The 13360-nt window shown below is 35.9% G+C and carries 12 protein-coding genes; 1 reads left to right on the top strand and 11 read right to left on the bottom strand.

Annotated features, from left to right (window positions below):
• Positions 1-36: 36 nt before the first annotated feature.
• The 5 genes from uxaC to AC1DVP_RS01455 form a co-directional block, all read right to left on the bottom strand.
• Complete coding sequence (uxaC, locus tag AC1DVP_RS01435) at positions 37-1449, bottom strand: glucuronate isomerase (RefSeq protein ID WP_477181776.1); 1413 nt, start codon at positions 1447-1449, stop codon at positions 37-39.
• 63 nt (positions 1450-1512) lie between these two features.
• Positions 1513-2670, bottom strand: coding sequence for a mannonate dehydratase (gene uxuA, locus AC1DVP_RS01440; protein WP_477181777.1), 1158 nt, complete (start codon positions 2668-2670; stop codon positions 1513-1515).
• Between the two features lie 37 nt (positions 2671-2707).
• A complete protein-coding gene (locus AC1DVP_RS01445; RefSeq protein WP_477181778.1) occupies positions 2708-3532 on the bottom strand; it encodes an SDR family oxidoreductase in 825 nt (274 codons plus the stop codon).
• Positions 3533-3561: 29 nt separating this feature from the next.
• Complete coding sequence (locus AC1DVP_RS01450; protein ID WP_477181779.1) at positions 3562-4227, bottom strand: beta/alpha barrel domain-containing protein; 666 nt, start codon at positions 4225-4227, stop codon at positions 3562-3564.
• 24 nt (positions 4228-4251) lie between these two features.
• Positions 4252-5259 (bottom strand): PfkB family carbohydrate kinase, encoded by a 1008-nt coding sequence (locus AC1DVP_RS01455; RefSeq protein WP_477181780.1) that lies wholly within the window; start codon positions 5257-5259, stop codon positions 4252-4254.
• 271 nt (positions 5260-5530) lie between these two features.
• Between AC1DVP_RS01455 and AC1DVP_RS01460 the strand changes: the two genes are divergently transcribed.
• Positions 5531-6538, top strand: coding sequence for a substrate-binding domain-containing protein (locus tag AC1DVP_RS01460; RefSeq protein ID WP_477181865.1), 1008 nt, complete (start codon positions 5531-5533; stop codon positions 6536-6538).
• A gap of 147 nt (positions 6539-6685) precedes the next feature.
• On the opposite strand, the gene AC1DVP_RS01465 is transcribed toward AC1DVP_RS01460, so the two are convergent.
• The 6 genes from AC1DVP_RS01465 to AC1DVP_RS01490 all read right to left on the bottom strand — a co-directional run bounded on the left by AC1DVP_RS01465 (position 6686) and on the right by AC1DVP_RS01490 (position 13345).
• Positions 6686-7072, bottom strand: coding sequence for a thymidylate synthase (locus AC1DVP_RS01465; RefSeq protein ID WP_477181781.1), 387 nt, complete (start codon positions 7070-7072; stop codon positions 6686-6688).
• A 596-nt stretch (positions 7073-7668) separates the two neighbouring features.
• Positions 7669-7857, bottom strand: coding sequence for a hypothetical protein (locus AC1DVP_RS01470; protein WP_477181782.1), 189 nt, complete (start codon positions 7855-7857; stop codon positions 7669-7671).
• Positions 7858-8095: 238 nt separating this feature from the next.
• The gene (locus tag AC1DVP_RS01475) at positions 8096-8221 is read right to left on the bottom strand and encodes a hypothetical protein (protein ID WP_477181783.1); all 126 of its coding nucleotides are present in this window, start codon (positions 8219-8221) and stop codon (positions 8096-8098) included.
• 23 nt (positions 8222-8244) lie between these two features.
• Complete coding sequence (locus tag AC1DVP_RS01480) at positions 8245-8403, bottom strand: hypothetical protein (protein WP_477181784.1); 159 nt, start codon at positions 8401-8403, stop codon at positions 8245-8247.
• Between the two features lie 126 nt (positions 8404-8529).
• Positions 8530-10239: an NHL repeat-containing protein gene (locus tag AC1DVP_RS01485; protein ID WP_477181785.1), complete on the bottom strand. Its 1710-nt coding sequence runs from the start codon at positions 10237-10239 to the stop codon at positions 8530-8532.
• A gap of 526 nt (positions 10240-10765) precedes the next feature.
• The gene (locus AC1DVP_RS01490) at positions 10766-13345 is read right to left on the bottom strand and encodes a BspA family leucine-rich repeat surface protein (RefSeq protein ID WP_477181786.1); all 2580 of its coding nucleotides are present in this window, start codon (positions 13343-13345) and stop codon (positions 10766-10768) included.
• Between the last annotated feature and the right edge of the window lie 15 nt (positions 13346-13360).

Consider the following 13360-nt stretch of genomic DNA (forward strand, 5'->3'; position numbering starts at 1 on the left):
TTATTATTAATAATAGAATTTCAAATAAAGCCACTTCTACTTCTGGTCAAAGCCAAAATAACTTACTGCATTTTCACTGCATATTTTGCAGACTAGGCTGCCAATCAAATCAATGTCGTTAGGTAATTCTGCCTTTTCCATTTCTTCTCCCAATACATTGCATAGAATTCGGCGAAAGTATTCATGACGAGGGAAGGAAAGAAAGCTTCTGGAATCAGTAAGCATTCCGACGAAACGGCTCAGTAATCCAAAATTGGAAAGAACATCCAGTTGTTTTTTCATTCCGTCTTTTTGGTCTAAAAACCACCATGCGGCTCCATACTGCATTTTACATGGAACAGATCCATCGTTAAAATTAGCTGCCATTGCAGCAATCATTTCATTGTCACTTGGGTTCAGGTTGTAAACGATAGTTTTGGCTAATGCATTTTCAGAATTTAATCTGTCAAAAAAGCGGCTCATGTAAGGAGCCATAATTTGATCATCAATAGAATCGAATCCTTGGTCTGGACCTAATAACTGCATCATTTTGCTGTTATTATTGCGAATTGCTCCTACATGAAATTGCTGTACCCAAGATTTTTCCGCATTCATGACAGCAACTTTGTGCAAAACAGCTGATTTGTATAACACTATTTCGCTATTCGTCAGCGATTCCAGTTTTATGCCTTTTTTGAATATTTGATTCACTGCAGCATCTGTATATTCAGATCCAAAGTAATTATCGTGTCCGTGATCTGATATTCGGCAGCCGGCTTCGTGAAAGTATTGATGACGCTCTTCTAAGGCTTTAATTAAACTTGAAAATTCTTCTATGGAGTAACCAACAACTGTTTCTAATTTTTTAATCCAATCCACAAATGTTTTGCCTTTTTCAATTTCGATAGCTTTGTCTGGACGGAAAGTGGGTAAAACTGCAATTTCAAAACCTTCCTTTTTAAGTTCTTTGTGGTAACATAAATCATCTGTGGGATCATCAGTAGTTCCTACCATTTTGACATTCATTTTGCGAAGAAGGTTCCGAACACTATATTCTGGTTTTTTTAGTAATTCGTTGCAGGAATTATAGATTTGCGTTGCTGATTCCGTGTTTAATAATTCTGTGATGCCAAAATAACGCTGCAATTCTAAATGAGTCCAATGATACAAAGGATTACGCAATGTAAATGGCAGTGTTTCGGCATATTTTATGAATTTATCAAAATCAGAAGCATCACCAGTGATGTACTTTTCGGGAATGCCGTTGGCACGCATCGCCCTCCATTTATAGTGATCGCCATTTATCCATAACTGTGTGATATTTTCGAACTGGCGGTCTTCGGCAATGTCTTTTGGAGAAAGATGTGAATGGTAGTCGTAAATGGGCTGTGTTTTTGCAAACTCATGATATAGTTTCTTTGCTGTACTATTGTGTAATAAAAAATCGTCGGTTATAAAGCTTTTTTGCATAGGGCACTTTTGAAAAATTCCACCTTTAATTTTTATAAAAATTATAAGGTGGAATACTATTATTTATAAACTTCTTTTAATTCCCATTTCCAATCCGCGTAATTCGGCTAAACCTCTCAAGCGGCCAATTCCAGAATATCCGGGATTTGTTTTTTTCTTCAAATCATCCAGCATTTGATGTCCATGATCTGGGCGCATGGGAATGATTCTATTGGTTTTATTTTCCATTTTTACAATAGATTTTACCACTTCGTACATATCCACATTTCCTTCCAGATGATTAGCCTCGTAGAAATTACCTTCCTCATCGCGTTGTGTGCTTCTCAAATGGATAAAATTCATTTTCTCGCCATTTCGATCAATCATTCCTGATAAATCATTTTGGGCAATTACTCCATACGAACCTGTACACATGCAAAATCCATTTGAAGGAGAATCAATTGCATTTAACAATTGCACTAAATCAGCTTCAGTGCTTACAACTCTTGGCAATCCTAAAATTGGATAAGGAGGGTCGTCAGGGTGAATTGCCATTTTTACGCCAACACTCTCGGCTACAGGTACAATTTCACGTAAAAAATAATATAAATTCTCTTTTAGCTTATTAGCATCGATGCCATCATATCCTTGGAGTACTTTCAGGAAATCTTCTACAGTATAAGACTCTTCTGCACCGGGCAAACCTGCAATGATGTTTTGCTGCAGTTTTATTTTATCGGCATCAGTCAATTTTTCAAAAGTAGCTTTGGCTTTCGTCTTCTGTGCTTCTGTATAGGTATTTTCGGCTCCTGGACGCTTTAGGATGAATAATTCAAAAGCGGCAAATTCATTGATGTCAAAACGCAAAGCCTTAGATCCATCAGGCATTTCATAAGATAAATCGGTTCTCGACCAATCTAAAACAGGCATGAAATTATAGCAGACAATGTGAACACCACAGGCTGCCAGATTTCTGATGCTTTGCTTGTAGTTTTCTATGTATTTTAAATAATCACCCGATTGTTTTTTGATGTCTTCATGCACCGGTATACTTTCTACAACCGAAAAAGTCAATCCTGCAGCTTCAACTTCATTTTTTCTTTTCATGATCTCATCCACTTCCCACACCTGTCCATTCTTAATGTGGTGTAAGGCAGTTACAATTCCGGTTGCTCCGGCTTGTCTTGCATCAGCTAATTGTACAGGATCATTTGGTCCGTACCATCTCCAAGTTTGTTCCATAATTTTTTTTATATAATTAATTTTTAAGTACTATTTTTTAAACACCGCTAAATGCGCTAAATCCACCGTCGATAGGAATAACAACTCCGGTCACGAAAGAGGATGCGTCATCACATAAGTAAATCGTAGTGCTAATCAAATCTTCAGGCTCTCCAAATCGCCCCATAGGAGTCTGGCCAATGATAGTGTTACCTCTCGGTGTCAATTCGCCATCTCCTGTAGTCAATAAAGCTCTATTTTGGTCTGTCAGGAAGAATCCCGGCGCCAAAGCGTTGACACGAATTCCTACTTTCGAAAAATGAACTGCCAGCCACTGTGTAAAGTTGGACACTGCTGCTTTTGCCCCGCTGTATGCCGGTATTTTTGTCAAAGGCGTAAAGGCATTCATCGATGATATATTCAAAATACTACAGCCTTTTTTGCCTATCATATCTTTTGAAAAAACTTGGGTTGGCAATAAAGTTCCGATAAAATTTAAGTTGAAAACAAATTTTATTCCTTCGGCATCTAAATCAAAAAAAGTTTTGAAGCCTTCGGTCGTATTGAGTAAATCCTCTTCCAGCAGAAATGGATTTGTTGTGGTTCCCAACGGATGATTGCCGCCTGCTCCGTTCACCAAAATATCGCAACTCCCCAATTTTTCGTTGACTTCTTTTTTGGCTGCTTCCAATGATTCTCTTTCCAGCACGTTTGCTGCGACCCCAATTGCTTTTCCGCCCGCTGCGTTAATTTCCTCGGCAACTCTGTCTGCAGCTTCTTTTTTTAAGTCCAAAACTGCTATTTGGTGACCTTGTTTAGCCAGAGCTTTTGCCAACGTGCCGCACAAAACTCCTCCTGCTCCTGTTATTACTACTGTTTTCATTTGTTAATTTCTATTTTAATTATTTTTAATTATTTTTTTACAAATTCAACTAAACTCAAAACTTCTTTGGTGTCAGCTTCGATTTTTGCATAATCCTTGTCAGCCATCAATTGTTTGCTGATCAATTTGCTTCCCATTCCCACTGCGGAAACTCCCGCTTTGAACCAACCTCCGATGCTTTCGGCTGTTGTATCAACGCCGCCTGTAGGCATGAAAACAAGGTTTGGGAAAATGTCTTTGATGCCGCTTAAGAAATCTGGCCCTAACATATTGCCGGGAAAAAGCTTGATGAATTTTACTCCCGCATTTTCAGCAGCAATAATTTCAGTAGGAGTCATACAGCCAGGGCTGTATAAAATTTCTTTGCTGTCAAGGTATTCTGCCACTTCAGGAACAAAACCTGGACTGATGAAAAAATCAGCGCCGACAGCAAAATATTCTTCCGCTTGTTTTTTGTTTTTGATGGTTCCAATACCTAACAATAAATCAGGCATTTCAGCATTACGAACTTCCACCATTTTTGTGAAGTTGCTCAAAGCAGTTTCTCCGCGGCTTGTGTATTCTACCGCTTTGATTCCAGCTTTGTAAACAGCTCTTAATACTTCTATTGTTACGTTCTCATCTTGGTTAAAATACAAAGGGAGCATACCTTGTTTTATAATTGTGCTGATAACACTTTCGATCTTATTTTCCATTTTTAATTTTCTTACTATTTAAAATTATCGAATGACTCTTCCTCCGTTTGAACCATTCACCAAAGCCATAATATCATTCACCTTAGTCAAGTTTATATCACCTGCTATTGAATGTTTTAAGCAGGAGGCAGCTATGGCAAATTCTGCTGTTTTTTCTGAATCTTCCGACCAGGTGATAAGTCCGTAGATAAGCCCTGCCATGAAAGCATCACCAGCGCCAATGCGGTCAATAATATGAGAGATTTTATATTCCGTAGATCTATATAATTTTGAATTATTCCATAAAACGGCGCCAATAGTATTGGATGAGGCATTAGCATCGTAGCGCAGTGTGGAGACAATGGTTTTTAAATTTGGGTATTGTTCCTGCCATTTTTTGTAAACCGTTTCAAAAGATTCATCCGAAACAGTTTTAATGGCTAAGCAGTTTTCAGAATCATCAATGCCGCCCAGCAGGACATCGCAGTATTTTACCAGATTCGGCATCACTTCATTTGCTTTTTTGCCATAATTCCATAAGGTTGGCCTGTAGTTTAAATCGGCAGAAATTGTCAATCCCATTTCTGAAGCGGTGATTAAAGCTTCTTCACAAACGTCAGCCAAATCCTGAGAAAGGGCGGGAGTAATACCAGACCAGTGAAACCATTTAGCTTCTTTAAAAATTGTTTTCCAATCGATCATTCCCTTTTTTAATTGGGAAAATGAAGAACTGCTTCGGTCATAAAGCACTCTTCCGGGTCTTTCAGAAGCCCCATGTTCAAAATAATAAACTCCTAAGCGGTCTCCTTGTCTGATGATATTGGTTTTCATTCCGAATGAGAGCATCTCACTTTCAGCTGATGCTCCGAGTTCATTTTGAGGCAATGCAGTCACTAAATTAACTGTATGCCCCATTAAGGCCAATGATGCTCCAACATTTGCTTCAGCACCGCCATAATGTACTTCAAATGTTTTAGTCTTAAAAATTTTTAAATGATTTGGAGGAGAAAGGCGAAGGAGTATTTCTCCGAATACAATAATTTCTTTTGACATAGTTTTATTATTTTCGTGTGCGCACACGTTTTTACAAAATTTTAAGTTTAATTATTCTTAACCTATTAAGATTACTTATACTCAGAAATATTTCTCCAAATACAATGATTTCTTTAGACAGGTGTTATGATTTACGTGTGCGTACACGGGTATTGCAAATATATATAAAATCTTAAATAAAAAAAGCGGTTTTTGAAATAAAAAAAATTAATTTTACCACTTTCTATATATTATTAACTCAAACCTTACGAATATTATAACAATTAAAAAAATAGCAGAATTAGCAAATGTTTCTCCTGGAACTGTGGATAGAATTATTCATAAGAGGGGACAGGTATCGCAAGAAAATATCGATAAGGTAAATGCCATTATTGTAAAGCATGGTTTTAAACGAAATATTTTTGCAAGTAATCTGGCTTCTAATAAAAAATCTAGAATAGCTGTTTTTTTGCCAAAGTTTGAGAAGCTGGAATACTGGGAAAGCCAGCTAAACGGAGTAAAGAAAGCAGGTGAAGAATTTGGGAAATTTGGTATTGAGCTGCATTACTTTCTCTATGATTTTGACAGTGTTTCATTTCAGAAAATGTTTTCTAAGGTACTTGATTTTGAATGTGACGGATTGCTTTTCTCTCCTATTTTTCATGAAGAGTCTCTTGTATTCTTGGAAAATTATAAAAAGAAAAACACGCCGGTAGTGATGATTGACTCGGATATTAAAAATGAAATTCCTCATTTTTATATAGGCCAGGATGCTTTTAAAAGCGGTTATTTGGCAGGACGGCTAATTAGTTTTGCAGTAAAAAATGAACGCAATGTCCTTATTGTTAAAATAGCAAAAGAAATAGACAGCACATCGACTTATTTACAGCGCATTAAGGGCTTTTATGCTTTTTTCGAAGACCATCCGGAACTGACTAATTTTAGTTTTTCAGAAATTACTATTAACCCGGATGCAGGCCAGCTTACTTTGGATATGATTAAAAACGGCAGCAGTATATTCGTTCCCAACTCCAGAGCATATATTGTAGCACAATTTTTAGATGAGCATAACATTAAAGGAATAAGAATAATAGGTTATGATCTCTTAAAAGAAAATATAGCGTATTTAAATTCGGGAATAATTGATTTTTTAATTAATCAAAAACCGGAAGAACAAGGATATATGGGAATAAATTATCTGTACAAAAAAAATATTCTGCATGAAAATTTAGACGCTACCCACTTTATGCCGCTTGATATAATTGTAAAGGAAAATTACAGCATGAGCTTAAATAAATAAACACAGCTTGGAAACTAAAAACCAAGTTGTTCTATCAATTCTAAAATTGTAATCAACTTTAGATATGTATAATCGAAAAATTAAAATGTACACAAATTTAAATTGAAATGTACATTTTTCCAGACAAATATAACAAAAGCCAGCACATCATGAGCTGGCTTTTTTAATACCATTTAACCCCCAATTACCCCCATTTAAACTAAACCTCACCTCACTACCGCTTAACAGCTCCTTAATACCATCGATATTATTCTCATAAACATAAACGTTGCTAAGAAACAACGTGATAGACTTCAACGGCACGTTGATTTTCTTGCTTATCAGATACAAATGATAAATATCAGCGGGTAAGCCTAGATTAGCGTCAGAACTGCGCTGATATGCACTTACAACGAGCTTACCTTTCTCAATTTGAAACTGTATCAAGCTCAGACACGGCTGTTGGTTACTCACAGTGTTGTTAGAACCTAAGAATAGCACATAATTCTTTGATGTGCGCTTTTCTTTGTTTATACGCTTAATAAGCTGAGGCAACTGCTCAAAGTACGTAGGATAGCTATTTACTAAAATTGGTCCGCAATAATCCCACCACGTTACGCCAATTTCACGTTACGCCTCTGTAGAGCGTTCGCCTCAATTCATCCTTAAGCTTTTTTCGTGCCACGGCATGTCCCTCAAATAACTCCAACAGGTCAATTGGCTTTAATTCCAGCGTTTGATTAATAAGATAAGTGATTGAGCCCTCTTTATTTTGTTGACACTTTCCTTTAGTGATAATTTTGTTTAAGATTTGGTGATACTTATTCATTTCGATTTTTGATTGATTATTCTATTATTTGCAAAAGGTCTCAAACCAAAAAAACACGTACAAAACAACCAGAAGACTTTGTCCTCCGATTATGCTTTGTGCGTATTTAATTTTAAAGTTTGAGACCTTTTGAATTTGGAGGACTTTTTTTTACTTCCCGCCTCCAGGGAACTACGCTTTAAACTATTTCATCATTGATTGATTCTAAGCAATGATTTTCGTCTATTCTATCCAGTTGACGAACCAACCATTTGCCCTTAGGCTTTAGCTTTTCTAAGCGTTGATTTTTCCCCAACGCGCTGGAAAGCGTTTCTCCTTAATTTCAAAATTTATAGCCGTCCGACTCAATTAAAACAGCGTTCCAAAAAGCTCTAAACTCACGATTCGCAAAAATATCCAAGTTTTTAGCGGTGCTTTTGAAATACCCTTTTTTATTTTCTACGTACCAATAATTGACAATTGTCAAGAAGAAAATAAGAACTAAAACAATGATGAATAATATAAATCCCATGTTATTCTGAAAATTTCCAGTCACCTGGTGTTAAACCGTAAATTGTTTTCCCACTCGGTAACAAATTTGTTTGAGTATCGAGCATTAACGCTAATGTCAATTTCTTTCTTTCAATTTCTATACGTGTTAATCTTGAGAAATCATTATTTTCTTCCAAATAGACATTTACCTGATTTATTTACTCATTTGACCAAAAGACTTTTTTAGAAAAATAGGCGTCATAGGTATTTTCTATTGCCTAATCTATAACTAAAAATTCCTCACCATCTATTCTGGATGATTCGGTTTTTCTAACTTCAATTTTTATTATGCCAGTTTTTTCATTTCTTGATCCGTAAATGATAGGTGTTTTTGATTGTATCATTTTAGTAACATTTATATTTTTTTTTAAACTACAATTCTCATTTCACCAGTGGATGTCCAGTAAATTGTTTTTATGGCTAAACCTCCAGCGATTGCAGCTGCGTTATCTGCAAAAATCTTATCCGTAAATAAAACTAAACTGCCAGTTTCATCAATTTCAAATCTTTTTGTTAAAACCTGCATATTAGTTCCTGAAGTGGTTTTTTGTCCAGTCCAAATTTGATAACGACTCTTACCGGTGCCTTTTCCTGTGCCTGCGATATTTATTAAATTCCCTCCATCTAAATTATTAATACCAAGTCCATAATTCTATTGATAATAAATGTCTAAAAAATTACCAGATGCATACATATCACCATTCGGTGCTGCCGCAATGCATCTCCAGTTATTAGAAAAATTCTGATTAACAAAATTTCCTGTGCCTGCTGTTTGCATATAAATAGTAGCCGCTGCTTCAACAGCATACACATTACCGTTTGGCGCCGCCGCGATACCATACCATGTTCGTAATGTTTGACTTAACCCAACAAAATTTCCTGTACCTGCTGTCTGCATGTAAATATCTCCCCCGTTTACCGTAGCATACACATTTCCGTTAGGAGCTACAGTAATATGTTGCCATGCTCTTGAAATTTGACTTAATGCTATAAAATTTCCTGTACCTGCTGTACGCTTATAAATATCTCCCCCGTTTACCGTAGCATATATATCGCCATTCGGCGCTGCCGCAATGCCGAACCATGCTCTTGAAGTTTGATTTAATGCTACAAAATTTCCTGTGCCTGCTGTTTGCATGTAAATGTCTCCTGAGCCAACAACAGCATATACATTGCCGTTTGGCGCAGCAGCAATATCTTGCCAATCTCTTGAAGTTTGTGATAAATCTACAAAATTTGTACTCCCCGAACTCCGCTTAAATATCCCGCCTTGAAATCTGGATACATAAACATCTAGTGAGGGGGTTACAGTAATTCCAAAAAAAGTCAATTGTCCTGTGTTCAAACTGACAAAACCTGTATTTAAAGCATAATTAATAGTTCTCCCTGCTTCAATAGTCAGGTCTTTTCCTAAATTATTACTATCACTCTGCTCAATGCCAAAAACTCGATTGGCTTGTGCTCCTAGTGCAATATCTTTTGTTGAGGGATTTACTGTTCCAATCCCTAAATAAGTGCCATCATCTATAATTCTACTATTTGTACCAGTTGTCGAAGTTCCAAATTTTACTAATCTATTAACCGTTCCACTTAGTTGAGCTACAATATCAGAAGTCATTGCAACAGTACCCGATTTATCAGGCCACATCCAAGTTCTTGAAGCTGTTACAGCACTTGCAAAAAATGAAGTAAATGTGTTTGCTGTATTTCTCAATCCAAACATTCCCGCTAAAAATGTTTTAACTCCTGATACATTTTGTGCTGTGGTCGTATCCATATCAGGAGTAGTAATATTTCCCGTTCCAATTAAGCTATTACCATTGACCGTTTTGATATTCGTAATCTGAACAAATTTTGCTACAGCCCAATCATACAAAGTTTTAATTGCTAATACTTTTGTTGTCGATGTTTTGTCAGCTTCTATATCTGTTGAGAAAGCCAATGTATTCTGTTTTCCGCTAACAACATTAGTCAAAGCATCAACCAGCCCCTTTAAAGTTTTCCCCATTTCAGCGGTCAAGGCTTTCGTAGTTCCGCCTGTTGAAAGATCATTCACCAAGATAGTACTCAGCGAAATCTGCACTGTTTCAATCGCATCGACAAGTTCTTGTACTGTGTCAAGATTTACATTGTCAGAAGCAAGTAGTGCATTGATATTATCTATTAAATCTTTTAAAATTTTACCCTGTCTGGCATCCAATGCTTTTCCTGCAATGCTGTAATCAAGTGCGTTATAACTGTCGGTTTTGATATCGTTAATATTACTAAATTCCAATTCTCCAAGGGCATTGGTGGTCAAGATTTTGTTTGGCTGATTTATTTCTAAATCAGCTACTTTTATTCTGTTGTGATTTGTACTCATTTTTATTGATTATTTTATAGTTGTATGCCTAACTTTTTTATTTTCAAAGTTGATGCCTCACAACTGTTGATTTGACCCTCAAAATAGTAAACCCAAATTCCCTCATTAGAAAAACATACTTAAACTGGATACAATCAAGACTTTTTTTTAAGTTCTAAAGTGCATATTAGAACATAATTGATCTTATATTGTTCTAAAAGTGTATGTTCTCCTAATCTGAGAATTTGGGTTAAATAACTTAAGAAGTTTAATTGTTAGGATGCATTTAATTTCTCACTTTCTGAGAACTTTCTTGTTTTTTCTTCAATTGAAATTCCAAACATTTTTGATAATACAAACGCAAAAGGATCAACAACAAGCGTTAAAAACAATGTTACTTAGTACTTCGCTTCTGGTAATAATAGGTTTGTTGCTACAACATACCCTATAACAATTTTAGTTAATAGGAATTATTCTAAATACCCATTTTGGCGTTGTTTGTGCAATCTGTCCGAATCCAAATTTTGTTTCCATAGAGCGATATTTATTAAAGCCCTCCATCTGTGATTGTCCATAGATTAGGAGAACTTGTTAGTATTGCTCTTCCTGATGTGCTTGCTGATGTGTATTTAGCTGTTCCAAATGTTATTGCCTTACTTGCTAACACTGGTCTAGATGACCAACCGTTGTAGATTGCATCGAGGTTAGCTGTTGAGAATGTAGATTGTGTTTTGCCTAGCATAAAACTAGTGAACGTAGTCACAGCACTCACATTCCATGCTCCTATGTTTTGATCAAAGGAAGTTGCTCCATTAAATGTAGAAGTTAGATTTGTAACTTTAATAGTATTCCATGATCCAATAGGCTGATTAAAAGATGTAGCTCCTTGGAACATGCTTGTCAAAACAACTGTTCCTGTAGTATTTAATGTCCAGTTCTTGATTGCATCAACTCCACCGTTGTTAAACCCAGCAGCTCCAGAGAACATACTCGCAAAAGTAGTTACTTTACTCACATTCCATGCTCCTATGTTTTGATTAAATGTTGATGCACTTGTAAACATAGCAAAAAATGTAGTTACATTTGCAGTGTTCCATGAACTAAGTGGCTGATTAAATGCAGGGGCATTTGCAAAGGTTCCTTGCATATCAGTTACATTAGAAGTGTTCCATCCATTAATATTCTGATTAAAAACAGTAGCAGTAGAAAACGCATTTTTAAGAGAAGTAACACTAGAAGTATTCCAGGAACCAACGGGTTGGTTAAACGCAATTGCACTTTGAAATATACCATTGAATGACACTGGTGCAGTAGTGTTTATTATCCAATTAGCTACATCCGCACTTCCTCCATTGTTGAATGCCCTTGCAGCAAAGAACATACTTGCAAATGTTGTTGACTTTGTTACATTCCATGCTCCTATGTTTTGATTAAAAGAGGCAGCATTAGAAAATGTAGATAGGAATGTAGTAACATTAGATGTGTTCCAATTTCCAATAGGTTGATTAAATGATTGTGCTGTGTTAAATAAGTTTGACATATCTGTAACAGCAATGGTATTCCATGATCCTATAGGCTGATTGAATCCAGATGTTTGTTGGAACATACCTTCCATTGTGATTGGTGATGTGGTATTTAACACCCAATTATTAATGGTAGAGCTTCCTCCATTATTAAATGCATAGGCTTGTTGGAACATATATCTAAAGTTTACTACTTTAGCTACATTCCAAGCTCCTAAGTTTTGATTAAAAGCAGAAGCTCCGCCAAACATATACTCCATACTGGTTACATTACCTGTATTCCAACTTCCTATGTTTTGATTAAAAGCAGAAGCTCCAGAGAACATGTAGAGCATATTTGTAGCAGAACCAGTATTCCAAGAGCCTATTGGTTGATTAAATGTAACATTAGAGCCAAACATGGAGTAGAAGTTAGTTACATGAGATACATCCCAACCAGTTATATTTTGATTGTAACTTATTCCGGAGAACATACCGGACATATTCGTAGCACTAGATGTTATCCAAGCTCCTAAATTTTGTGCAAAAGCGGATGCTCCACTAAACATGTAGGAGAAGTTCTGAACGTTAACTACATTCCAACCACTTATGTTTTGATTGAATGCAGTATTGTTTGAAAACATGTTGCTCATGTCTACAACATTAGCTACATTCCAACCACTTATGTTTTGATTGAATGTTTCACCTAGTCCACCAAACATATATGACATGTTAGTGACAGCACTAACATTCCAAGAAGTTATGTTCATGTTAAATGCTATGTTTTGGAACATTCCGTACATGTTGACTGGTCCGGAAGTCTTAATAATCCAATTGTTAATATTAATACTAGAAGCATTCTTGAATGCACTAGCTTGTTTAAACAAGGTAGAAAAGTCACTAACATTTGATACATTCCACGCTCCTAAATCCTGGTTAAATGCAGAAGCTTGATAAAACATAGAATTAAGAGTAGTGGCGTTAGCCATATTCCATGTTCCAATAGGTTGATTAAATGCACTAGCTTGTTGGAATGTTCCTGTAAAGTCTGTAATTGAACTTACATTTAAAGCACTTATATTTTGATTATATGATGTACATCCTTTAAATGTGCCATTCATGCTAGTAATAGAACTTAAATCCCATTCAGTTATCCTATTTACATTGGTTAATGAAGTACAACCGTTGAACATATCGGCGATACTTGTGATTCCTGTAAAATCTGGTAAGTCAGTAACAGTTGATAGATTTAAATTAGTACATCCATAGAACCAGGCTCCTGTATTTCCCAGTTTTAGGCTTCCCCATTTAGTTATAGATGTTATCTTTGATCTATCTCCTGCATTATTAAACTGCCATCCTTTTATTAAGCCCTTTATTGTTATTGTGTAAGTTCCAGCTATTGCATAGGTATGTGTGGTTCCTACATTATAAGATGTAATATTGCTCTTTGTTGTTCCATCTCCCCAGTCCACTACAAAATTATATGATCCTGTGGAAACTAAAGGTAACTTTATTTGATTAGATGAAGTAGTTCCAGCAACTAATAGATTTGTATTCCATGTTGAAACAAAAGGCTTTTGTTTAAGTGCTCCCATTTCGTAGAATTGGACAGGGTTTTTCATATATGTGTTATTAAT

The sequence above is a fragment of the Flavobacterium sp. P3_A6 genome, from assembly GCF_056403035.1.

Excerpts from the sequence above, each read along its gene's own strand:
- AC1DVP_RS01485 (WP_477181785.1), bottom strand. The coding sequence starts at position 10,239 with ATGAGTACAAATCACAACAGAATAAAAGTAGCTGATTTAGAAATAAAT.
- uxuA (WP_477181777.1), bottom strand. The coding sequence starts at position 2,670 with ATGGAACAAACTTGGAGATGGTACGGACCAAATGATCCTGTACAATTA.
- AC1DVP_RS01480 (WP_477181784.1), bottom strand. The coding sequence starts at position 8,403 with ATGCAGGTTTTAACAAAAAGATTTGAAATTGATGAAACTGGCAGTTTA.
- AC1DVP_RS01470 (WP_477181782.1), bottom strand. The coding sequence starts at position 7,857 with ATGGGATTTATATTATTCATCATTGTTTTAGTTCTTATTTTCTTCTTG.
- AC1DVP_RS01490 (WP_477181786.1), bottom strand. The coding sequence starts at position 13,345 with ATGAAAAACCCTGTCCAATTCTACGAAATGGGAGCACTTAAACAAAAG.
- uxaC (WP_477181776.1), bottom strand. The coding sequence starts at position 1,449 with ATGCAAAAAAGCTTTATAACCGACGATTTTTTATTACACAATAGTACA.
- AC1DVP_RS01455 (WP_477181780.1), bottom strand. The coding sequence starts at position 5,259 with ATGTCAAAAGAAATTATTGTATTCGGAGAAATACTCCTTCGCCTTTCT.
- AC1DVP_RS01445 (WP_477181778.1), bottom strand. The coding sequence starts at position 3,532 with ATGAAAACAGTAGTAATAACAGGAGCAGGAGGAGTTTTGTGCGGCACG.
- AC1DVP_RS01475 (WP_477181783.1), bottom strand. The coding sequence starts at position 8,221 with ATGATACAATCAAAAACACCTATCATTTACGGATCAAGAAATGAAAAA.
- AC1DVP_RS01450 (WP_477181779.1), bottom strand. The coding sequence starts at position 4,227 with ATGGAAAATAAGATCGAAAGTGTTATCAGCACAATTATAAAACAAGGT.